Source organism: Bacteroides faecis MAJ27, assembly GCF_900106755.1.
In the GTDB taxonomy this organism is placed as follows: domain Bacteria; phylum Bacteroidota; class Bacteroidia; order Bacteroidales; family Bacteroidaceae; genus Bacteroides; species Bacteroides faecis.
The window spans coordinates 243,818-268,456 of the sequence record NZ_FNNN01000002.1 but is presented as its reverse complement, the minus strand read 5'-3'; the positions used below and the strand labels follow the sequence as shown (position 1 = coordinate 268,456).

General features: G+C 37.2%; 22 protein-coding genes and 1 pseudogene. 21 read left to right on the top strand and 2 right to left on the bottom strand.

The features are described from left to right. Positions 1-24: 24 nt before the first annotated feature. Together BLW31_RS03055 and tsaB are read right to left on the bottom strand one after the other, a co-directional pair. Positions 25-639: a DUF4290 domain-containing protein gene (locus tag BLW31_RS03055; RefSeq protein WP_029425690.1), complete on the bottom strand. Its 615-nt coding sequence runs from the start codon at positions 637-639 to the stop codon at positions 25-27. Positions 640-773: 134 nt separating this feature from the next. Further along, positions 774-1,469, bottom strand: a complete 696-nt coding sequence (tsaB, locus tag BLW31_RS03050; protein ID WP_010539191.1) for a tRNA (adenosine(37)-N6)-threonylcarbamoyltransferase complex dimerization subunit type 1 TsaB — start codon at positions 1,467-1,469, stop codon at positions 774-776. A 179-nt stretch (positions 1,470-1,648) separates the two neighbouring features. On the opposite strand from tsaB, the gene BLW31_RS03045 reads away from it, so the two are divergent. The 21 genes and pseudogenes from BLW31_RS03045 to BLW31_RS02940 all read left to right on the top strand — a co-directional run bounded on the left by BLW31_RS03045 (position 1,649) and on the right by BLW31_RS02940 (position 24,638). Beyond that, the gene (locus BLW31_RS03045) at positions 1,649-3,361 is read left to right on the top strand and encodes a site-specific integrase (RefSeq protein ID WP_010539192.1); all 1,713 of its coding nucleotides are present in this window, start codon (positions 1,649-1,651) and stop codon (positions 3,359-3,361) included. A gap of 412 nt (positions 3,362-3,773) precedes the next feature. Continuing rightward, positions 3,774-3,938 carry a hypothetical protein gene (locus BLW31_RS24315; RefSeq protein WP_008766378.1) on the top strand — a complete coding sequence of 55 codons (165 nt, stop codon included), beginning with the start codon at positions 3,774-3,776 and terminating at the stop codon, positions 3,936-3,938. Between the two features lie 180 nt (positions 3,939-4,118). Next, positions 4,119-5,159: a DUF3871 family protein gene (locus BLW31_RS03040; RefSeq protein WP_010539193.1), complete on the top strand. Its 1,041-nt coding sequence runs from the start codon at positions 4,119-4,121 to the stop codon at positions 5,157-5,159. A 359-nt stretch (positions 5,160-5,518) separates the two neighbouring features. Continuing rightward, entirely contained in the window at positions 5,519-5,740 is a 222-nt protein-coding gene (locus BLW31_RS03030; RefSeq protein WP_010539195.1) for a hypothetical protein, read from the top strand. A gap of 23 nt (positions 5,741-5,763) precedes the next feature. Beyond that, a complete protein-coding gene (locus tag BLW31_RS03025) occupies positions 5,764-6,042 on the top strand; it encodes a hypothetical protein (RefSeq protein WP_010539196.1) in 279 nt (92 codons plus the stop codon). A 94-nt stretch (positions 6,043-6,136) separates the two neighbouring features. Next, the gene (locus tag BLW31_RS03020) at positions 6,137-7,702 is read left to right on the top strand and encodes a hypothetical protein (RefSeq protein ID WP_010539197.1); all 1,566 of its coding nucleotides are present in this window, start codon (positions 6,137-6,139) and stop codon (positions 7,700-7,702) included. A gap of 19 nt (positions 7,703-7,721) precedes the next feature. Next, a complete protein-coding gene (locus BLW31_RS03015) occupies positions 7,722-8,684 on the top strand; it encodes a hypothetical protein (RefSeq protein WP_010539198.1) in 963 nt (320 codons plus the stop codon). Positions 8,685-8,820: 136 nt separating this feature from the next. Continuing rightward, the gene (locus tag BLW31_RS24310; RefSeq protein WP_157998594.1) at positions 8,821-9,120 is read left to right on the top strand and encodes a hypothetical protein; all 300 of its coding nucleotides are present in this window, start codon (positions 8,821-8,823) and stop codon (positions 9,118-9,120) included. A gap of 1 nt (position 9,121) precedes the next feature. Beyond that, positions 9,122-9,475 carry a hypothetical protein gene (locus tag BLW31_RS03005; RefSeq protein ID WP_029425692.1) on the top strand — a complete coding sequence of 118 codons (354 nt, stop codon included), beginning with the start codon at positions 9,122-9,124 and terminating at the stop codon, positions 9,473-9,475. Between the two features lie 173 nt (positions 9,476-9,648). Continuing rightward, on the top strand, positions 9,649-10,323 hold the full coding sequence (locus BLW31_RS03000) for a recombinase family protein (protein WP_010539201.1): 675 nt from the start codon (positions 9,649-9,651) through the stop codon (positions 10,321-10,323). Between the two features lie 394 nt (positions 10,324-10,717). Continuing rightward, a pseudogene (locus BLW31_RS25025) lies at positions 10,718-10,903 on the top strand (MobV family relaxase); the annotation flags it as partial. Between the two features lie 320 nt (positions 10,904-11,223). Further along, entirely contained in the window at positions 11,224-11,721 is a 498-nt protein-coding gene (locus tag BLW31_RS02985; protein WP_010539203.1) for a hypothetical protein, read from the top strand. Between the two features lie 19 nt (positions 11,722-11,740). Next, complete coding sequence (locus BLW31_RS02980) at positions 11,741-12,400, top strand: hypothetical protein (RefSeq protein ID WP_010539204.1); 660 nt, start codon at positions 11,741-11,743, stop codon at positions 12,398-12,400. A 15-nt stretch (positions 12,401-12,415) separates the two neighbouring features. Continuing rightward, positions 12,416-15,031, top strand: a complete 2,616-nt coding sequence (locus BLW31_RS02975) for a UvrD-helicase domain-containing protein (RefSeq protein WP_010539205.1) — start codon at positions 12,416-12,418, stop codon at positions 15,029-15,031. Between the two features lie 1,757 nt (positions 15,032-16,788). After that, the gene (locus BLW31_RS02970; protein ID WP_010539206.1) at positions 16,789-17,127 is read left to right on the top strand and encodes a hypothetical protein; all 339 of its coding nucleotides are present in this window, start codon (positions 16,789-16,791) and stop codon (positions 17,125-17,127) included. Positions 17,128-17,460: 333 nt separating this feature from the next. Continuing rightward, positions 17,461-17,661 carry a hypothetical protein gene (locus BLW31_RS02965; protein WP_010539207.1) on the top strand — a complete coding sequence of 67 codons (201 nt, stop codon included), beginning with the start codon at positions 17,461-17,463 and terminating at the stop codon, positions 17,659-17,661. Next, a complete protein-coding gene (locus BLW31_RS02960; protein ID WP_010539208.1) occupies positions 17,658-19,367 on the top strand; it encodes a hypothetical protein in 1,710 nt (569 codons plus the stop codon). The genes BLW31_RS02965 and BLW31_RS02960 overlap by 4 nt, the downstream gene beginning before the upstream one ends. Before the next feature lie 606 nt (positions 19,368-19,973). Further along, a complete protein-coding gene (locus BLW31_RS02955; RefSeq protein WP_227034473.1) occupies positions 19,974-20,987 on the top strand; it encodes a BT4734/BF3469 family protein in 1,014 nt (337 codons plus the stop codon). Between the two features lie 775 nt (positions 20,988-21,762). Continuing rightward, positions 21,763-22,866 (top strand): SPFH domain-containing protein, encoded by a 1,104-nt coding sequence (locus tag BLW31_RS02950; protein ID WP_010539210.1) that lies wholly within the window; start codon positions 21,763-21,765, stop codon positions 22,864-22,866. A 178-nt stretch (positions 22,867-23,044) separates the two neighbouring features. Continuing rightward, a complete protein-coding gene (locus BLW31_RS02945) occupies positions 23,045-23,722 on the top strand; it encodes a hypothetical protein (RefSeq protein ID WP_010539211.1) in 678 nt (225 codons plus the stop codon). Positions 23,723-23,912: 190 nt separating this feature from the next. Further along, the gene (locus tag BLW31_RS02940) at positions 23,913-24,638 is read left to right on the top strand and encodes a hypothetical protein (protein WP_010539212.1); all 726 of its coding nucleotides are present in this window, start codon (positions 23,913-23,915) and stop codon (positions 24,636-24,638) included. The last annotated feature ends 1 nt before the right edge of the window (position 24,639 follow it).

The following is a 24,639-nucleotide window of genomic DNA, read 5'->3' as shown; positions in this document are numbered from 1 at the left end:
CGCTAATACTTAATACCTAATACTTCAATATCTTCTCCGCGGATTACTGTTCCGGTTATTGTTGTAGTTCACTTTCGGGCGATAATTCTGGTTCAGACGTTCTGCCATCAGGCGGATGATGTCGTCTGTCAGCTGGAGTTTGCCGTCGGAAAGTTCATAGAGGTCTTCCGCTATTTTACGGTCGTCTACCGTATCTTTGTTCCATGCCATGTAGTCCTTCTTCATGTGGTTGCAGATCATGGCTACCAGATTCCTCTTTTCGTTTCCTTCGGGAAATTCGCAGGCTTTTCTGATCAACACTTCCAGCGTGTGGCCGTAGTGGCGGTAGCGCATACGGGTAGTGGAATATGGGATCGGTTCCGGCTTGGTCACCAGGTTGTCTTCACGGATGATTTCGTAGGGGTAATCAATATCCAACTCAAAACCGGACATGATTGCCAGGTGGTCCCAGAGTTTATGCTTAAAATCAGGAACATCACGCAAATGGGGAAACATATTCCCCATGATGTTGATAATCGTGTTAGCACAACGCTGACGTTCGGCACGGTCCTGAATGGTCAACGCATAATCTACCATGTTCTGTATGCTGCGACCGTATTCGGGGAGCGGCATTCTTTTCTGTTGGGTATTGTATTGCATTTTTTAAATTAAAAGTTTTGAAATTAAAAATTAAAAGTCGGAGGACGACGGTCACTCATAAGTCACAGCTTCTTGCTAAAAAGGATCACTCACAAAAAAGGATCACTCACTCAAGGGATCATCCACTCAAGGGATCATCCAAGAAGTGACTTCTTAGGCAACGAGGCTACAAATTCCTTCAGGTAGAAAGGTTCGAAGTAGGCCACGTCTTTATAATCTTCCCCGGCAACTGCTTTTTCTGCCAGCGGATACATCATCTTTGCCAGCGGATGGATATCATCGATAAAATGCGCGTTCGGATGGATGATCTTCTCACGGCATTTGGCAGCTCCATTTCCGTAGAAATAGACAGGGGCTTCATTCAGAAACTCCAGATAGGAATTTTCATCGACAATATCGGCGGCGATCGCGCGTTTCACGTTCAATGCACGGTCGTAGACGGCAGCATATACTTCCATACGGCGGGCATCGAGCATCGGACAGAGCAACGCATCTTCCGGCAAATCGTGATACAGCAATACGGGCACACTCAGCACTTCGAGCGTAGGAAGACCGATCAAGGGCACATTCCGTCCGTAACAAATGCCTTTCGCCATCGAAACACCGATCCGGAGTCCGGTGTAAGAACCCGGTCCGCAACTCACCGCAACTGCATCCAAAGGTATGGCATGACTATCAATGAACGATAACGCTTCATCTACAAACACTCCCAAAGACACAGCGTGTGAAGGGCCTTTCAAGTCTTCTTTCACAAAAATCGTCTGTCCGTCTTGACTGGCCGCTACCGAGCAAACAGTGGTAGAGGTTTCAATATTCAGTATACACGACATAAAAATCAGCTTATTAAATTGTCGCAAATTTACATGATTTGTCGGAAACTACCTAATATTTGCGTAGATATTCTCAGAAGGGGTATAAGAGCACTTCTAATCTATACAAAGTATCATATTTAGTCCAAAAGAACGGATTTTAAGAACCAAATTAAAGAACCGATTCAAAGAACAAGGTTATGACACATCAAGTCTTTATTAATGAAATTGTAAAAGCTAATTTTAACCTCCGTCAACCCAAAAGTGAGAGACCAACTAATATTTATTTGATAGTACGTATAAATCAGAAGCAGGCTAAATTGTCGACTGGAGTAAAAGTATATCCTGAACATTGGAATATCAAAAAACAAGAAGCGTATATAAGTTGTCGCCTAACAGAATCAGACAATATAAATAATACTATTACCAATAAAAAATTGTTAGAGTTAAGAAGTCAATTTGAAGAATTTAAGCGTTATCTTTGTGATAATCCAAGCGAACTAAAAAATTGCTGGGACTTATTAAGGAAATACATATACAAAAATAATATGCAAAGAACTAATAAGATAAACGCTATACATTGGCTACGAGATATTATTGCCAATGACAAAACTATCAAAACCTCAGGTGAACATAAGAGAGGATCGACAATGGAAACGTATTTAATTGTATTAAAAGATTTCCAAACCTTTCTAAAAGAAAAAGGTCAAGATACTATCAGTTTTGACGATATAAATCTGGCATTAATTAAAGAGTATGAAACATACCTATTCAATAAAAAAGTAAAAGGTGAACGAACAACTGCAACAAGTACTGTAGGCAATAAATGCGTTCAACTAATTGGTATTATTAAAAGAGCAGAACCTTATAACCTGATAGACATACACGAAGCTAAATTAGACAAATACTCCAAACCCAAAAGCAGACAAGGAGATGAAAATGAGATTTATTTAAATGAGGAAGAAATCAGTAAGATATATTCCCTTAAACTCCCTTATAAAGAGGGGGTTGCCAGAGATGTTTTTATCCTACAATGTTGGACGGGACAACGATTTAGTGATATAAAATCATTAAATGAAGGTATCGTAAAAGAAACCAGCAGCGGAAAAGTACTAGAAATTGTACAGCTTAAAAAGACCCGTAGAGTTACTATTCCATTATTCCCTATAGCTTTGGAAATACTGAAGAAATATGATTTCAATTTACCTGAAATCACAGAAAATACGATGTTGAGATATTTAAAGAAAATAGGATTAAAAGCCGGCCTTACAGAAGAACATATTGTAACAGAAGATAGAGGGGGCAAAGTTACTAATTCAATCAAACAACGTTGGGAACTAATAGGTACTCATACCGCACGGCGATCTTACATAAGCAATATGCTCAAACGTGGCTATGATAGTCACTTATTGATGAAAATCACTGGACATACTACTGAAGAGGCGTTCAAGAGATATATTAAAGTTCGTTCAGAAGATGTTGCATCATTTATACTTAAAACGGAAGCAGATCGAGCAAAAAATAAGATATCCCAAGAAACATCTCTCCAAAGTAATATTCCAATAAATAGTAATCAAGTACTCAAAGTGATAAAGAAAGGAATCGAAGAAGGCCTAAAACCATTAAATAAAGAACTATCTGATATAAAAGAAGTCATGCAGTATATAACCATTAATAAAAGAAGTATACGGCCTGTCAATGCTCGTAGACTCATTGCTATGGTGGTTTCTTTAGAAAAAGACAATACTCCCGCCCAAACGATCATCAACATGTTAGAGGCATCAGGTATCATAGGGTCAGTTAGTGTTACAATGACAGGCGGTCAATATTTCCCGATGCAAAATATGAATGAACGAGTGTTGGATGAATTAAAGACTTTAGCTGTGGAGGAAAAAGACCTCAATAACAAATAGTAATTTCTCCCTTTCTCACCCCCTCAAACTCTTATAGATGAGAATAAATTGAAGCGTAGAGATTGCACCGGTAGTAAATGGTGCACATAAGCTTCAAACAAGATTAAACAATTTCCGGGTTGACCCCAATACTTAGAAGATCATTGGGCGATTCAATTCGAAGGATAGCAGCGGTATCGGTAATTATCACAGCTACAGTCTGGGTAATGAAAGTATGATAGCCTATCAAAGAGCCAAGTCAGGACGAAGAGTCTTGATAACGGCTCTTTATTTTTTTCTTCTCCTTTTCTTTACACTTCTTCCTCCCCCTCTCTTCACCTTAAACCCTTATATATGACAAGAATAAGAAATAAGAATAAAAGACAAGAGAACAAGAACATATTATTAACCAACAACAAAAAGCAAGAGAAAAATGAAACATTTAATGAAAGGAATCAGAATCGCAGCATACATTGCTGAGATCATCGTGGCAGGTTCAACTATTGTGGAACTTGTAGAGAAGTATAGTGGTAGGAGCAAACGTAAATCCGCCGCAAGTAAAGTTGATACAGGCAATGTAGCAACTGAAAACCCATAGAAACGTCTAGTGAATGGATTATGATAATGCACAGGACGTAATTATAACTATCCTTGAGGTAACAACATCCATACTCAAGGGAATAAAGAAGCTAAGAGGAATATTTGTAAAAGCAAAGAAATAAACCTCTTGGCTTTTTCTTTTATCGGATTTTATTAACCAATTAAAAACTATAAAAATATGGAAACTACAAGAGAACTGTCTGTCGTTCCACAACAAGGAATGATGACAAAAATGGGCATAATCAACCCAACCTTTATCGAAGATGCAGTAATTGTATCGGAAAAGAAACAGGAGAAAGAACATCCCAATTTTATTGAATCAAACACTTCAGGCATTACACTTGAAGAACTGGAAACGAACTGTATTGTACCCAGCTTTGGAGACAACCAGCTTACAATCAGCCACCAGACTTTTATACACCGTATTGAGGAGGCGGCAAGCATATTTTTTGCAGGAGAAACTTTCGGTAATACGGAAATCAGAGTCTCACACAAGATTTTAGGCAGACATCCTTCCGCACTGACAAAAAGGAAGGAAGAACTCAAACCTGAAGACGAAACCATCTATTATCAGAGGATGGCATTCTGTTTTCATATCCGAACCATATGTCGGGAAATGAACGGTGAGGAAGTGCATCTTTGTATCGGCGGCGTAAGAAGCCTGAACGAAGAGAACCTGTACGGAAAAAAATCCCCTGAAAAATTTAAAATCTTTATCGGATGGAGAGTCAGGGTATGCAGCAATCTTATGCTGACATGTGACGGCTTGACAGGACGTCTGGAAGTGATGGGCGATACGGATATCTATATAGCCGCCCTAAAACTGTTCCGGGAATTCAACCCCGAACAAAATTTGAGACTTCTTGAGAATCTGGGAAGAACGATGATTTCACAGGAACAATTCTGCCAGATAATCGGACGTTTACGGCTTTACCAGGTTTTACCGGCATCACAGATGAAAGAATTGCCGAAAGTTATCTTAGGTGATTCAAACATCAATGCAGCCACCAAAGGCTATATTGACAACCCTAACTTCGGCTTACGCGGAAGAGCAAAAATTTCATGCTGGGACCTGATGCAACTTCTTAACGAGGCAGCCAAACAGTCCTATATTGACAAATTTCTCGAAAGGAATCAGAACGCCACAGACTTTGCAGTGGGCATTCAGAAAGCCTTGAGAGGAGAAGACACTGAAAATTACGGATGGTTCCTAGGATAGACAGGGACATCCCAAAATCCTATGAAGGGAGAAAGATCTAAAAATAACAAACAAGGTCTTTCTCCCTTTTTTTGTTGAATTAAAATCAGAAAGGAGAAAAACATATGAAAATAACATGCATACAGGACATATACAAATGTGACACTTGTAAATCAGCACTAGACGAGCACGGAAGGAATTGCAGGCATGGGATATTGTTCCCCCTGCTTCTTTTAATGGGAAACTTTAAAAAGTGCATGAATTATGAATTTGATGCGGAGAAGATGGAACTTCAGTTGCTAAGAAAAGAAAATGAACGGACAGGGCACACCGGTGAGTAAAACGGGAATGGTTCTGAATAAAATGGAAAGGAATAAAGTATGGCACATTACACTTTCGATATAATCAAATATACCTTAATTACCGAAGAGGGGGAAACGTACAAGGACTTCATAGAAATGATGCCCTCGCTGACGGTACAAGCAACAAATTATATTGCAGCCACTTTAAAAGCCGAAAAAGCGTATCTGTCAGATAAATATGTGCACCAGTTCATTGATACTGACGCGGAAAAATGGCCGGCCAATACAACTATATTTTAACTAAAAACAAATCAGAAAGAAATATGGAAAGATTTGAACTTGAAAACAGTAAAGAGTTCAAGGCGGCACAGGAACTGGAAGACGCCTTGAACAACATGTCATGGAACAGTGAAAAGTTTGCGGAGTCAGTGGGGTATTATCACAGGACACTCCAACAAAAGCTGTTCAGCACTATGGTAAAGGTCATAGAGATGATGGGAAAAGAGGACTATGGATATGACCTGAGAAATGAGGCTTCACACAGGATAGCCCGGAAAATAGTTGAATCAGGAGTACTTGACGAGACTATACCGATCATTTGAGAAACGGTTGAAACAGACCGGAATTATATCTGAGGAGGATATCACAATCAACGTGGTGTCCTCCTTTTTTTATTTACCTAAAATACAAAAGATTATGTTATACTATAAATTTCAAAATTACGAAGAATTCAAAAACATGTTTGGTATTATCAAGCATGGAAACGGAGTATGCAGCAGAAAGAACAAGATACTGCTGGCATATGTGAAAGACAAGAGATTATTACATGAGGCGGTAGAGAAAAACGATTATACGCTGCTTCATATCTCTTCAATGGCGGAACTGAAAAAGACCGTTACCCAAAGAATAATTATAAGCGGACACTCGGATAACTCCCTGCGTTATGTTCTGGAACTGGATGGAGACTTTTTTTACTCCAGAAACCTTGAAACGGACAGTCTGAAAGGGCTCTGTGAAGACGGGGACACTAAGGCAATCCGCTACATTAATCATGGGAACGGAGAAAAGGTGTTTAAAATGAAAGCGGGAAAACTCTATCGTTCCATCATACAGGAAACGGAATTTGGCAGAACCCTTCCTGAACAGGTAGTGACCTATCTATGTGAGGAATTTTCGGCAGACTGGCAGGTGTATACTCATAGCAGACTCCCGAAAAACACACTGCACGTTGATAAAGACTTTGAGAAGATATATTCATCAGACTGGTGCAAAGGGGATTTCTCTTCATGCATGACGGACAAGGATTATTACTATTTCTATATGGACTCCGTCAATGCAAGTGCAGCGTACCTGACCGATGAGGATGATATGGTGATTGCAAGATGTATTATCTATAATGAAGTCAAGGATCAGGATGGTAACAAATGGAGACTGGCTGAAAGACAATATGCCAGTGATGAAAATGATATCCTGAAGCGTGCCTTGATAGATGCCCTGATCAAAGGGGGATACATTGACGGTTACAAAAAAGTCGGTGCAGGCGCAGGTGATGCAAGAGAGTTCGTTGACCTTGAGGAGAATTCATTGTCAGACAGGAAATTCAGAATAGAATGTGACCTGGACTATGGCGATTCACTTAGTTATCAGGACTCATTCAAGTGGTATGATGAATACGATAGAGTAGCTGACAATTATGGACATGGAGACATTGGACTGGATGTTACTGACGGTTCTATAAATGATGAAGAAGAGGAGGAGGAATACGATGATTTTCATGGCTACCATTGTCATGAAACACGCCCCGTATATTGCCATGGATGCGAGTATTACTGTGACGTGGAGAACCTGGATGAATTCGTATGGATAGAAAAAAACGGGGAATACCATCATGAATCGGATGTTATGGAATGCCCTGAATGTACAAGGTATTTTCCGGAAAAGGATACATTCCATTCAGAAATAACAGAGGAAGACTATTGTTGTGAAGAATGCCGGAAGACAGCGGAACAGACATACAAAAAAGAAAACTGGCATTATTCCGACTATGATGAAGAATACTATGAGCATGCAGGAGACATAACCGTATACCGGGTATGGAACAATATTCTCTGTGAATATGAGGAGAAAAACATATCGGTTGAGTCCGGGAATAAACTCTTGGCGGGAGGAGAGCTTCATGAACTGGACGGTATACTCTATGACATAATAGATGAAGAAACCGGACTGCCTTATACATACGAGATGAATGAAATGACTGTTTAACCCACAAAAAATAAGAATTATGGAATTACTTAAGAAATTATATAAGATTTATAGCCCAAGCGGAAAAGAATGGACGATGACAAAGTTTATATGGGATTATGTAAAAAGAATCCCCGGTGTAAAACTTGAAATTGATAAAATCGGGAATCTGTATATAACAAAGGGAGACGCGGAATCATATCCCTGTATCGTAGCACATCTTGACCAGGTGCAGAGGTTACATTCAAAAGATTTCACGGCTATTGAGACGGAGGAAATTATATTCGGATACAGCTCCCGGAACAAGAGACAGGAAGGACTCGGAGCGGATGACAAGAATGGAATCTGGATAGCGCTCAAATGTCTGGAAAAGTACAAAATCCTGAAACTGGCCTTCTTTGTCAGTGAAGAGAAAGGATGTGTCGGTTCAGAGAACGCGGTGATTGACTTCTTTGCTAACTGCCGGTTTGTTATAGAACCGGACAGAAAAGGGTGTCAGGATATTATTACTGAAATTAACTGGACTTCCCTCTGTTCTCCTGACTTCCTGAAAGCTACCGGACATGAGAAGTTCGGATATAAGGAAACGGACGGGATGATGACTGATATTCTTGCATTGAAAGAAAAAGGGCTCGGGATTAGTTGCGTCAATCTCAGTTGCGGATATTACGAGCCACATACGGATCATGAAGTTACGGTGAAAGAAGATCTCATGGGGTGTCTGAGACTGGTGGAGCATATCATTGGGAATTGTACTGAAACTTATCCCCACCAACCTGAAATACAGGGAAGGCGAGAAGGCATCTATGATGAATTCGATGAAGCTGCAGACGAAATATTCGCCCTGCTCGATCAGGAAGATATATGGAATGTGGAAGACCTGTATTACATGTATCACTCCGTTTTTCCTGACCTGAACATGGAAGATTACCAGAGAATCTATACAGAATATTATAACCTGTACCCAATGGAGGAACATGAAGACGAGAAGATTCTGTCCTGAGTGTGGACGCATGATGAGTAAATCAAAAATAAAAGGTGACTCATTTCAATGCAGAAGTTGCGGTGAAAACTTTTACAGAATAGAGGTATTGACTAAAAAGCAACAGAATATCATTAACTTAAAAACAGAAGTATGTATGGAAAAGATAATCGAGAACTTTCTTGCACGTATAGAAAACGAGAAAGGAAAATATCATCTTACAACAGTTGAAGAGTGGGAATACATGTGTGACACCTTCCGGTATATCAAAAGCGGGGAGGCTGACATGAAAGAGAACTGGGTCGGGATCATAGGCCGGAACAGTACATACTACAACGGGCATGGCAATGGGCCCGTGATAGATACGAAATATGGCAGATTTTATATTTGTCCGGAAAAGAAACTTATGAGAGGCCTGACTTTTACTGAGTTTTATGAAGGACACAATGTGGATTAATATGGAAAGAAATAACAATTATGATCTAAAACTGGCAGGGTATATATGGAGTATCCTGAGAACCCGACCGATTGTCATGATGTCGTGGGGAATAGATACGAATACGGTCAGACCTGTAAATCTTGGCCTGGAATTTCATGTGCAGGGATTCAGGCATACAGGAATGGTACAGGTTATCCTCGATGAAGGGAAGGATTTGTTTGAGATTCATCTTATCCCCGACTCTGAAGGAGAAAGGAAAATAATAGAAGACGTTTACTTTGACATGCTTGTTTCTGTGATAGATGAGAATGTGGAGAAAACGGATGACTATGAGAAGAGGATTTCTGAAGAGTACGGGATTATAAGAGAATAACACTTCCCTGAAATAACAGAATCTGTAATAACTGGAATCCTGTGAGACAGTAGAGCATATGAAAACTCAAAAACTCACAGGATTTTTTTTATGTAATAATGTAACCGGTTCCATAGATTGGACGAACGTCTGGTCGGCGGAACCACTGTTAAAACTATTAAAAATCAGAATCAATGAACAACCAATATGTAGCTTATCTTCGGGTAAGCACACAGAAACAAGGATTTTCAGGACTGGGACTTGAAGCACAAAGGGAAATTATACAGAAATATCTTCGTGACAAAACTCCGGTTGCTGAATATGTTGAAATTGAATCAGGGCGAAAAAAAGACAGACCTAAACTCAAAGAAGCATTGAGTCTTTGCAGAAAAACGGAAGCGACACTGATCGTTGCCAAACTGGACCGGCTGGCCAGAAATGTTTCCTTCCTGTCAAATCTTCTGGAGAATGATGTGGAAATTGTATTCTGTGATTTCCCACAAGCCAATAAAATGATGCTGCACATACTGTCGGCGATATCACAATATGAAGCGGAACTGATAGCGGCAAGAACAAAATCCGCCCTGCAGGCAAAGAAGGCAATGGGATTCAGACTGGGCAATCCGGAACATTTGATGGACAAACATGAGCAGGCAATCCGAAGCAGTATCAGAACCTGCAGGGAGAAAGCAGACAACAATCCCAATAACAGGAGAGCTGTCGCCATGCTGCGTACATTGCTCAAAGAGGAACATACTCTGCAGGAGGTAGCGGATATTCTCAACAGGGAGGGATTCGTAACTTCCAGGGGATGTAGATTCTCCAAATCAACGGTTTACAAATTAATCAGAAGGTATAATCTGAAATGAGAAAGTTTATAATCTGTTATATGACAATCAATGGGATATGGAGTTTCAAGTAACAGAAAATCTTTATAAGAAGAGAGGCTAAGGAATGACCTGGCTTCTTTTTTTTTCTTTCTTCATCGGGTAAGTCAGAGACAGAGAGTATACGATAGTAGATACATAGTCGAAGGGTGGAATATTTTATTCTCCCCAAAACACTATTCTTTATACATTTTACCTCTATTTGCACACTTTTTTATTCCACTTTGCTTTTGTCTTTCAGTTATGTAATTATCATTCACTGCGTTCCTTTACTCTTTGCCTTCAGCTAACCTCAAGAAATAAGAAAGGGATTCCCTATTCTTAATCAGACAGAACCCCTTTCAACATAAATAAACTAGACTTAACTATTCTATTCACCGAGTTTAACCGAAGTTTTGATACCCGACATTCCGTCTGCTCCATTAAACAGGATGAAAGCGGTAAATTCGATTTCAAGATAGATGGGGTTTCACACGTGAACTGGTTTGGAAAGAAAATGCATGAGTTCAGAGAAGCCATCGGAATACCGAAGCAGAGACAGAATAGAGGTATAAAACTATAAATCAAAGGAACAGCCGTAATGATCTGCCTGTATTGTGTGGATTATCACGGCTTTTTTATACTTTTGTAAATGGATTGAGACAACTCTGTCCAAAGACATACGAAAAAAGAAGAAGCGTTATGCTTATCTTGTACTTGAAAACGTAGGAAATTTTCAATTAGATGCAAGGATAGCATAGTGGTTCTCACGCATATAGCGTGGGCTGCTATTGTTACATCTATGGTTTCCTACGACCTTCAAGTAAAGAATGTGGCATACAGTTCCACGCATTCTTTATAGATTAAAATCTTTTGGGGACTAGAGATTAAAATGTACAATGTATGAACACAATTAAAAAATGGTTATTAATTATTTGTACCATTCTATTAGTGAATGGATGTGCACCACTCCGAACGCCTATAATCGTAAGGAAAGCTCCTATTGAAATGTATAAATACGCATACATTTCCCCAACAAAGGAACTGACATCAAGTATAAGAGGTACATACGGAGGGCAGTACGGCATCTATGGCTCTTCAACCACCAAAAGTGTTAATCCAAGTGATGTAATAGCAGGAATACTAATAAAAGAGGGATATATTATATTACCCGAACTCAAACCCGAATTATCTAATGAAACTCTAATCGTCAATTATGGTGAGAGCGGTAGGCGTAATAGAGGTTTAGGTTATACAATAGAAGTAACTATACAGTTTAGCTCTGCAAAAACCAATGAAATGATATGTTCTTGTACAGCAGAGGGACAAGGCGAAACAGAAGCTGATGATATTCGTCAAGCCATTAGAAGAGCCTTAGCAAGTTTATTCCCTGAGAAATAACCCAATAATACGACAGATTATGAAAAAGCTTTTTGTATTACTTGCTTTTATGGTTATCGCTTCTACATCGTATGCTCAAATATATAAGATGTATAAGACTCAAAACTACCATAATCAACTTCGTTTAAACACGATGACAGGTGAAGTTCAACAAATTCAAGATGATGGTCAGTCTTGGGAAATTTGTAGTGCAAGAGAAGTTTTAGGAGATAGAGAAGGGCGATTTCGCCTTTATGAAACACAGAATATGTGGACTTTCATAATGCTTGATACATATATAGGTAAGAATTGGCAAGTTCAGTTTAGTGTCAAGGGTGAAGACTATATGTTTACTGCACCTATCAATATGTTTTCTCTTGCATATCCTGAAAAATCTTCAAATTGGGCTAATAGATTTCAGATGTTTGCTACTCAAAATATGTGGACATTTATATTGTTGGACTCATATAATGGGCGACTATGGCAAGTCCAATATAGCACACAAGATTTAGACAACCTATTTTGTATTCCTATCAATAAATACGAATTAGTAGAAAATAACGAAAGGTGTATATTCTCTATTCAGCCACTGACAAGTATGTATCAATACTATCTTATAAACGATAATACAGGTGATATGTGGAAATTTCAGTGGAGTACCAAAGGGGATGATTATAGATGGATTGAAAGATTCAGATAAATATTACTTCTTAATATGCAGCCATTGTTTATTTTGATAATTTGTATAATTGCTATTTCGGTTATTGTGATAGCAATGGTACGAACGCGCCTAAAAAACAAGTCCAAAGAACTTTCTGAAAAATTAAGCCATATATTTTCATATAAAGATAAATCAAATTATGAGCAAGCTAAAGAAAGATTGTCAGCACTCAATGATGCTGTATTTGTTGATATTCCGACTGACCTAAGCAATAAATTTCATGGCAAGATAATATCAGCAACGCAAGAAATAGACTTCACAAATCATTATAAATCATATTCTCAAGAAGCACATTCACTTGCCAAGAAACTTGAAGCATTCCATATTACCCCATCTGAAACAATTTCAAAACTAATCCGTGATTTTGGGAACATCAATAGGCTTGTCAAACTACATAATGAAACAGTTATAAATCATATACTTGATACACATAAAGAGTTTTTTGACCATTGTCTGAAATATCCATTAGATAAGCAACAAAGGCGTTCCATTGTTTCGGAAGAAGATAACTGTCTTGTTGTTAGTAGCGCAGGTAGCGGTAAGACTTCATCTATTGTGGGGAAAGTCAAATATCTTACGGAAATTAAAGGTATTGCCCCTCAAAGAATATTGCTTATCAGCTATACTAATAAAGCCGCTGCTGAACTAACTGAAAGAATGGAAACAAACGGATTAAAAGGTTATACCTTTCATAAATTAGCACTTGATATAATCGGAAAAGAGACTGGTATAAAACCATCTATTTGTGATAACACAGATGCCTTATTTGTCGAAATATATCATAACCTGTTAAAAGACGCCGCCTTTAAGAAAAGCGTTGTAGAATATTTCATAGACTACTCGACCAACGAAGCCGATTGGGAAAAACGTAAGAGTGAAAGACGAGAGCAATTATCAGAGTTAAAGAACGTACAACTGAAAGCGATGTTCCCTGACATGGACGGCAAAACAATATATGTTAGGAGTGAACAGGAGCAAAAGATATGTTTTGTACTGTCTTCGCTTGGTGTGAAATTCAGATATGAAGAAGCGTATGAACATCAATTGGCGGATGAAATGCACTCTCAATATCGTCCCGATTTTTCGATATACTTTGACAAAGAGGGAGAGACTAAACGCATCTACTTGGAACATTTTGGAATTGATGACCATAGTCTTGTTCCTGCTTGGTTTGCAAAAGATAAAAATATCACATACGAAGAAGCCAATCAAAAATATAATGACGGGATAACTTGGAAAAAAGCAGCTCACGAGAAATTTGGAACACAGCTATTAGTAACATCAAGTGCAAATTTCCATTATTCAGATATAAGGGATAAACTTAGAACGCTATTAAGTAATGCAGGCGTACCCATTAAAGAAAAAACAGATGAAGAGTTATATGATTTAGTCCTACCCAAAGGCAGCAAACAAGAAAAAGCATTCATAAGGCTTGTTGTTACTTTCGCCACATTGGTCAAGTCAAGCTGTAAATCTTTTAATGAGGTTTTAAAACAAGTATACAATGCCAATGATGAACGAAGTGCTTTTATTATAAAGAATATATTTCAACCTGTTTACGAGCGTTATATACAAAAGCTAAGTGAGAGTAAACAAATAGATTTTACAGATGCTATTCTTCAAGCCACAGAAATATGTCGTACTTCACACCCTATTGAATATGACTATATTATTGTGGATGAGTTTCAGGATATATCAGTTGACCGTTATAATTTCTTAAAAGTATTACGAGAGGGAAATCATCCTGCAAAGCTGTATTGCGTAGGTGATGATTGGCAATCCATATATCGTTTTTCGGGAAGTGATATGGCACTTTTTAATCAATTTCCCGAATACTTTGGTGCAACTGAGATAAACAAAATTGAGACTACATACAGATTTGGAGAGCCTTTGGTTGCCTTATCATCTCAGTTTATACAACGCAATAAAGCCCAAATACAAAAGAATATTCGTTCTTTCAATTCTGAAATGAAAACTGAATTAGAGTTCCATCCATACGAAAGACGTGATTATTGCAACACAATAAGACAACTGATAGCTTCTATTCCATCAGACAAATCCGTGTTCTTATTGGGACGCTATTCTTTTGATGATTATTATCTATCATTTATGTATCAATCCATTAAAGAGGGTAATAGGTTCTATTATGTGATAGGAGGACGAAAAATCGAATTCTTGACAGTACACAAATCTAAAGGGCTTGAAGCAGATTATGTGATTTTGCTGCAATGCAATAAAGACACTTACGGTTTCCCCTCACTTGTAAGCGATGACCCGGTACTCAGCTATGTACTTACTAAAAGTGACCAATTCCCATTCGGAGAAGAACGTAGATTATTCTACGTTGCAATAACAAGGGCTAAAATGAAAACACTTGTATTATATGACAGGCGTTTTCCCTCTGTATTTGTAGATGAGTTTTTACATCCCGAAAAAATCTCAGAGGAAAGCTATGAAAAACATCCTAACGCCAATAAGCGATGGACGAGAAAAGCAGACCAATTTCTATTGAAATTACATAGTGAGGGCAAAAGCATTAAGTACATTGCAACCAAAATGGGCAGAAGCCAAACTTCAATCATAATGCGATTAAACAAATTAAATCAATAGTCATATTTTTCCTTTGACACGCATTGTAGGTATTGGATTATTTTTGCTAACTTTGCGACTGAAAAGATTTGCTTGAAAAGCAAATCAGGGCAAAACGTTGCAGATGGCACAGTTGCCAAGTCATTACCTCAAAAACGGGTAATTCTCCCAAAGTCCTTTGTATAAGACATTAAGAAAAGTCTTCCAGAATTACTTCAAATAATTGATTGGGAACTATTTTATTCAGAATTTTCTAGAGAATCCATACATATCACAGAAAAATAAAAGCGACAAGAATCCGCCGACTCCCATCGCTTCACAACAACACAGACTTCTTCTTTTCACAAAGAAATCGGTCTTATCAAAAACCTTCATATAAGATATAAAAGTACGCTTCCGGTCATACGGGAAAGAGAAAGACTATGCCCCCATATGCCACAGAACGACATACAAATGTAAAAAACATATTTTTAGTAAACAAGAAATACGGAGAACAAAAACATCGGTTCACATCAATCATCAGCAACACTTTGAAATATGACAAGTAATCATTTGCATATTATCAGGAGATTGTGTAATTTCGGGGTGTAATCTTTAATCACTCACCTTTGCATAATAAATAAAGCGATGAAAGTTCTTCAGGGAAAACTCACACCGCTTTGACATTTAAAGTACTAGTCTAATAATTATAATTGCCTTTTCACAAAGACTTGAATACGACATATGTTTAAACAAATAAATAATGGTACAATAGTATTGCAAAAATACGAAACTCTTTGGATTAAGAGAATACAAAAACGAAAAATTAAAGTGGGACGAAAAAAGGACTTCATAACCCTCCTCTGAGGCAGAAGCCCTTCAAGTTTTCTAAACTATTCTATTTACTTGGAGAGAGTTTCACAACTCCTAAAAAATCAAACTATACAAAATTAAACAGAAAATCATTAACCGTCAAATTCATAACCAAGATTTTTGAGAAATTTTGTTTGTATGATTGAAATGTATGTGGGACAGCATTAAGTGGGACAGCATTAAGTGGGACAAAGAAAAAATCTCATCTATGTCACCTGATAAAAACAAAAAAATATTTTTTTGTATTCTCCATCAAAATAACTCTGGTGGGACGGGACAACAGCTTCATTACACAATTGACTATTTGAATTATTGAGGGATTATACCGGCAAATTCTTATTATTCTACCACCCCATAAATATAAAAAGGACCTCCATACTCCGCTAAGATAGAAGTCCTTTCTTAACAAAACAAAATTTGACATGTTACTATTTCGGAATTTCGCAACTCTAATTATAGAATGAAAAACTTCCCAAAGTTACGCAGAAAATAAATAATCGGCAACTTCAAGCTAGAGATTTTATTTATCTGAAGATTCCTAAGTTTTCCTTGAGTTATTCACTGTCCCTTTGTCCCAGAACTAACAATCCCACTGTCCCGGATATCACATTTTTCAGTATTTTAGGCATGAAATTTATATAAAATACCCTCCAAAATTATGTTTTTTATCATTTGCGAATAAGCGTAATTACAGACATGATATAGTAAGTATTTGTATAGTTACAAACATTATCAATAGATTACATACAAATATCTATTTCGTATTATTTACATCACATAGATAAAATCCCAAAATATACATATTTTCTGGGACACCTTCCCGGGACAGACGGATAAAAAGAGATTCAGGGTTAGCCTGACCATTTCTTTTCCTTCAAAAAAATATCTGTTTTGCCGTTCAAATCCCTCGAAAGCTTGATATATGTATGAAACCAAATATAATATTGTCAGATAAGAACGATAGCTCTATGCTCGACCGTCAGGTTACGAACTGCCCTGATGTTAACGAAAAAACAGTTCCACAGAGAATCCCTAGAAGATACAGGGAGGATATCAAAAGGTTACAGGAGAAATATGATCTACATGAAGGCTTGGTCATTAATGTGTCTCTAAAAGAATTCAGAGGAATATGTGAAAGGGATTATCCAAAGATTGAAGCCTACCTGGGATTAAAGAAATACCTGTTGCGTACTTTCGGAGTAACCCTGAATATCTACTCGCAAAAGACTAAGGGTGGTTCGGATAAAACGACAGATAAACCATAAATTTTGTATAACCGGAGTTAGCTGGAGGCTAAGAGTAAAGGAACGTAGTGAAGTGACATACATAACTCCCCGGAGGGAGATAAAGTGTTATAAAAAAGTTTGCAAATCGTGTACATTTTATAATAGAAGTACATTTTTTGTAGTATATTTTATAACATCTACATTATCCTACCGGTTATGTATTACATACTCTCTACTATCGTATGCTCTCTGTCTCTGACTTACCCCATTAATCTTAAAATAACGATTATGCATAAAATCACATTAAAAAGATATTCTTGCCTTCAATGATAAACTGGGCGGATACATAACACTAAAATAATAGATACACAAATGGATACAATAGTTATTAAGAAATCGGAACTCATAGAACAGATCAGAGAGGATTTCAAACTTTGGGAAGAAATGTCACCGGATATTGACGAAGGCTATTTTGATGAAGAAGACGTACTGTCTTATCTGAATTTCCTGATAGAAAGATATCATGACGAATGGATTGTCATAGATGATATACAGGAAGGAGGTGATGTATGAAAGAGCTTTTTAATATAACCCCACATATCACTGGTGATGGATTTAGGATGCAACTCAGTACGGGCGTAATCGATGTCCCGGATGATAACGGAGGCTATATCATTTCCTCAGGTTGTGGTAGCGGTAAAACAGAGTCAATCAAGAGCCTGATCCGCCAGAAATATAACTCGGGGATTCTGTATTGTGTCGATACCCGTGACGAACTGGGTAAGATGTATGACTGGATTCTGGCTAACCTGGTGAACAGGGAATTGGGGTATGGTGATATATTGAGAGAAAGTGATGTTATGATCATATCCAGTGATAAGGAACGTTCATCCTTTCTGAATCAATACAGAGACAATCCCGAGATCCTTATGGAGAAAAAGATCATCCTGATCACACATGTACGTTTCTGGACTGACCTGATCAATTATTTCCTCATTTACCGTCCAAAGTCACCCGTAGATTCATTTGACGGAGATTTCAGGAAACTAATGATACGACCGGATCTTAGACGGTATATCCTGTTTGACGAGACTCCCACCTTTATCAGACCTTTCGTGGAATTCGATAAAACAATCCTGGGAGTATTCAGTAAAACCGATGATACGGGCAATATCATTTGTATGTCACCGGAAGAAATCGAAATTTATTACGACCATTTCATCAGGAATACCAGGAATGATCTTTTCAGCCAGTCTTACCGGATTAACCGTATTAAGCGTGACGTGGCATTAAACCTGATTCCGAAGTATTATGATTCATGGATGCTCTCCGACAGTGACAAGGCAGGCATCACATTCTATCCCGTTGACCTGTGTCCTCCGGGAGTGTACATAAATACGCATGTACTGATCTTCGAAGGTGCAGGTGATCTTTTGTTCAAGGACTCCAGGAACTTCAGGCTTCTTGATGTGGACCGGAAATATAATTGTGTGACTGAATTCCGGAAAATAGACTTCGGACTGTTCAGAAGGAATCTCAATCCCCGACGTTTTGACAAGTTTACCAGCCGTATCGCCATGCTTATAAACAAACCTACTCTGGTCGTATGCTGGAAGGATATCAACGGGGGTGATGACGGTCCGGGTAAATCAGAATATGCAGAACAGATCAGTGAGGCTTTACTGCTTAAGGGTGTCCCCAAGGAACTGTTCACTGTTACCTATTATGGTTCTTCGGATAACAAGAGTACCAATAATTACCGGGATATAGACCAGATTGTGATGTGCGGTGACTGGACCTTGCCCAATATAGAATCAGCCAGAATACGTCGGGCTTATGGAACCACTACCGATACACAGAATCAGAAAGACTGGTTCTTCAGTCAGCTAATCACAAGAATAGGCATAAGAAAACACGACGGTGGTACTTATACGGTATATTATACGGATGACTTCAAGTATGATTTCATAGGTAGGATGTATGCGTACTTCAATGAGAACAGGGTAATCAGTTCGTCATACAGCCGGGAATTATGTGACTGGAAAAACAGGCTAGATAACATGAATATCCGCAGTAATCTTAAAAATGAGATTGTACTATTGGCAATGGATGATGAGGATATGAGAAATGCTATCGGTATGGATCGGGAATACACTAAAGAAGTCAGTTTTGATTATCTGGAGGCTTTGGGGATAAAGAGATGCGTAAGAGCAAGAAGCAGATATAAAAATCTAACCGATATCCTGGCTAAAATAAAGATATTCGTAACGATAAAATAGGAAGGTTGCCAAGTTTGTCACTTATTTGTATTGTAACCTGATATAAACAGTAAATGGGCTACTTACTTTTTTTCGATGGGCTAGTTAAATTATATAAGGAGTAAAAAAAAGTAAGTAGATGGTTGATAAATAAAAATGATAGATAGAAATGAATAACATTATAAGTTACCCCCTATTTTTCAATGGGCTAGTTAAATTATATAAGGATCAAAAAAAAGTAAGTAGATAGTTGGTAAATAGAAATGGTAGATAGAAATGAATAACATTGTAAGTTACCCCCTATTTTTCGATAAACTAGTTAAATTATATAAGAAGTAAAAAAAAAGGGGGTAGATAAATAATGATAGAATAAGTGAATGATATAGTATAAAGAGAGAAGACATGCTACGCTGTCTCTCCGAGTGATACAGAGAAAAACTTAAAACATTTTATCTCTCCCTTCTCTATCACTAAGGAAAGAGCACGAAGTGGTCTCTCTCTTGTTTATTCAATTATTTATCCACATTACTTTTATTCCAGTCTATTACCATAAATACTGAACATAGCACCTCCAATGAAAAAGAGTGGTTATGTGTAGAGAGAATGACAACAATAAAAATCCAAAATATGATGATTAACAAAACAGTCAGTTACTACAATAATGCAGATGATTCCAAGAGTAAAAGATTCTATAACCTTGATTATGTCCTGGGGATGATTAGAGACGATCAGGAACTGTTCCAGCAAACGGTAAGACTTAGATCTATGCCGACAGAAGAAGAATACAAGCAGGCGAAGAAGTTGTTACCAATGATTGCTCCCTCGGGTGTATTTGATTACCGAAATGATGATCCGGAAAATCTCAAGGAGTATTCCAATGTGTTGGTTCTGGATTTTGACCATTTCCAAAGCCACTTTGATGCCGAGGATTTCAAAAGAAACCTAATTGATAATGCAGACCGTCTTTATATCTATGCACTTTGGTTTTCACCGAGTGGATCAGGAGTAAAAGTGGTAATGCTCCATGATAACACAACCCCTATGTATCATAATGAACTCTTCAGATGTATTAGAGAACAACTCTATGCAGGAGTAGTGCAGTTTGATGATAAATGCGGTAATCTTAGCCGGACATTTTTCTTAAGTTCGGATCCGGAGATCTATATCAATCCGCAACGGGATTCTCTTACCCCTTATCATTTTGAGCATTCTCCGTCAGTGAGAGTAACTCCCATGAAAAGCTATAATCAGGGTTATACAAGTGGAAACTTTACTCATACCTCGGCAGAAATAATCCAGAATAATTGTTTTCAGGCACAATGGAAGGACAAGACACTGATCAATTACATAGATAAAAAGTGGCGCCTGGAATATCCTGAATCTTATGAGGACGGTCACAGGCATCAGTCTATCCTGGCCAGAGCTAAAAGGTTATGCAGGTATGGTGTGCTCTATGAAAATGCATTGGCATATCTCACCGGAACATTTGGCTTGCACGGGATTGATAAAGCTGATATAAAAGGAATGGTTATCAATAACTATAACGCCAACAGGGGAGACTTCGGTAAGGACAGAATGAGGTTGTACCTGAAAAAAGAATCTGGCAGGAATTATAGGAATCAAAAGTTGAAAGGGGAATAAAAATAAAAAATAAGGAACCGTTTTCTCCGTTTTAATACCATTTTACGTGTATCTTTACGCCTCGAAAGACCTAATTCTCTTATGTATGAAGAAAGAATACTCATATAAGAGCGTTACATTGAACAAAAATACGTATATTTGCAAAAGCTGACCGGAGAAATGGTCAGAGATATAGAAAGCGTTTTTTGCTTTATCCTAAAATCGAAATCGCCAATTTCAAAAGTAGGAGGATAGAGACAATGTAACGCTCATTCTGTTTTGTATATGTACCTGATACAGTCAATGTTGTATCTATACATAACATCATAGCGTGAGTATTGTTTCTTCATATTCATTCCTACTAAGCGTTTGGCGATGCTTGATTTTGATGAATAGCAGGACAAGTCCTCACGCTTTTCTTGTATAGTCAAATTAAGGCTGACTTCGAAGGACTTATAGGTGTATAGGAGATCAGAATTATGAGAACAAATGAAGTTACTACGGAAAAACGTAAATCAAATCGTTCATTTCTATTCGTGGCATTAGCTGTATTGTGTATAGTGGTACAAATCATAATGTGTACAATCCTAGGTCCAATCAAATCAGAAGGTCTACAAATCTTTCAATTAATTATCCTATCTGTTGTAAACCCAATAGCGGGACTGATATACACTTTGATTACAATAATAATGCATTTTATTTAAAAATCAAAATCATAGAAAATCGCCTCTCGAAATTCAGAAATTAGAAACTTGAAGAAGTACAAGAGGTGATTCAATCTTTAAAATCAACGAATATGCCAATAATTAAATCTATTCATTGGGAACAAGACAACCCAGAGGAACTAGTCTACAAATTTCCTTTTAATAATATTACCCTAGGTAGTATATTGACTGTTAATGAAAGTCAGGAGGCATTTTTCTTTAAAAATGGAACTCTTTGTGACTCATTTGTTTCCGGTAGACATACCTTATCTTCTGCCAATTTACCCGTATTACAAAAACTTGTAAATTTAGCCAGTGGAGGTGAAACCACTTTCATGGCAGAAGTTTGGTTTATTAGCAAATTAGAAAAAAGAAACATGTTTTGGGGAACTGGTGGATTACGTATTATTGATCCATATTTCCAAATACCAATCAAGTTATCTTCTAGGGGACAATATGGGATTAGAATCTCTGATGGAGGAGTATTCCTTAAGAAGCTTATTGGAACTATAGGATTCGGGGATACATCATTGATAGAAGACCAATTCCGTATAGATGTGGTAGAATCCGTTAAGGTTTCCATTGCAAAGTACATGAAAGAAAACGAAGTTAATATCAATGAACTAGGATCGGAATATAGAGGATTGGCAAAGGAAACGGCAAAGAACCTACAACTTGCTTTTGACGAATACGGAGTTGAATTACTTAATTTCAATATCGAAGATATATCGTTTGACGAGAATGACAAAGGGTATCAGACTGTAATGGAAGGAATAGCAGAACAAGCCAGATTAAGCAAACTTGGAGTCAGCTATTTGCAGCAGAAACAACTTGATATTGCCCAGACAGCAGCTGGAAATGAAGGAGCTGGAAATTTCATGGGAATAGGCATGGGATTAGGAGTCGGTAACAATCTTGGAGAAGTAGTCGGAAATTCAATCAAACAAAGCGGTCTGACTTCACCACTAACAGGAGGGATACCACAATTACCTTCTTATTATGTAGCAAAAGGCGGACAAACGACAGGACCATATAGTATTGACATTATCCAAAGCATGATACAACAGAAAGAAATTACAGCCACAACCTATGTTTATAAAGTCGGTGGACAAGCATGGATACTGGCGAGTGAAGAGCCTGACATATCGAAGATCCTATCTCTAATGATGCCACCTCCCCCACCACCAGCATTATAAATAGAAAACAGAAACACCAATTAAAAATGAATACTTGTGTTTTCTCAGCTGATGAAGAGGGCTGATTAGGAGCATTTTCAATGGTTATGAAAAATGCAAAGCAATTTTTAGCCTTTCATAATTTGAAATAAGCTGAAGTAAAAACATTTACGAGAGTTAAATTAAATATTAGAAAAGTATGAAGAATATTACAGTTATAACTATAATTATTATGGCATTTTTTGTTTCTTGCAACAATAGGACAAAACAAGCTGATGTTAATGCCAACACAAAAGATACATTGTTCTCTTATGAAGAAGATAGTACTGATCAAGATTATCTAAGTGAAAATGGAAAACCTAAATGGATTTATCTAGGAAAATTTGGTGATACTAAAAATTTCTTACCTGAAGTTCGGTGGATTTATAGAGATATTGGTGGAATTGATTATAGTATTCTTTTCTCTAAGGATGGAAAAAGAGTCGTAAGAATCAAGACAACTAGTATAATGTATCCTTGGTTGATAGACAATAAACAAGTAACAACAGGAGAATATCTATATTGGCCTAATCATTTTAAGACTCCTTTGGATGTAGTTGTTAATTGGAATCCATTATTCACTAATCTTAAAGTTAGATTAACACCGCTTGCTCAAATAGAACTTGATAAATTAAAGAAAATAGTGAGTACTGATTATAAGAAGCTGGATGACATTCTTGATAAAGATTTTAGATCTACAATAAATAATAAAAAACTAGCAATCAGATCTGGGATGGTAGATGAGAACGGAAATATTACTTCTCTAAAGAAATCATTGATCGAACTTCAAAGAGATTCGATGCAAATAGCTCCTACTAAGTATAGCAAAAAAGAATAGATGAATAACACTGTCTATCGTATTGCATGATACAATAGGAAGGAGAATAGTTACAACATGCTTATAAAGTCGGTGGAGTAGGAATTAAAACTAATTATTAAAAGCTATAATATAGCCGGAGTTTGTCATTAATATTCCTAACGCCAATATTACAAAAGATAACAGAAATATTAATTAAAGAATACATATTATGAAAAATAAAGTCATACTCATTATTACAATGTTACTGGTAATTGTATGTACCATTATTATATACACATTGCTATTTGAGGAACAAAACAAACTCTTTTATATCAATGTAGGAATAGCTTGTTTAGCAGAAATAATCTTATTGGCTAATATTCCGATATTATCAAACGAGAAATTATTAACCATAAAGAATGTTTCATTATCCGTATCTCTAAATTTATTTGCTATTGTGATATTTCTATGGACGGCTGGATGTAGTTTGTTAATGGATCAGGATAGTAATCTGAAAACTCTATATATCGGCTTGCTAGTAATTACTATTATATTCTTTATTATCAATGGAGCAACTGTAATAATGGCTGGTGGAGTTACAGAGAAAAAAGCATTAGACATCCAAAGTACTATAGAAAATAAAAAGATGTTTTCTGCATCAATTGATAATTATTGGATTGGAACTAAAAATGAACTGGAAAATATAAACTCTGACTGGAAAGACAAGACATTGCAATCCTTCAAGATAGTACTTGATAAAATATCCATGATCCCAGCCTATAAACTTGACAGGCATTCGGAGATTGTAAATGAACTGACTGAAAAGTTGAATGAAATCCATGAATTATTTCAGAAAGTAGCAGGCTCACCAGAACAAGGTGAATTGCAATCACATACTACTTTAAAGATAAATCAGCTAAGGAACTACGTACAAACAATTAAATCAACATTATAAC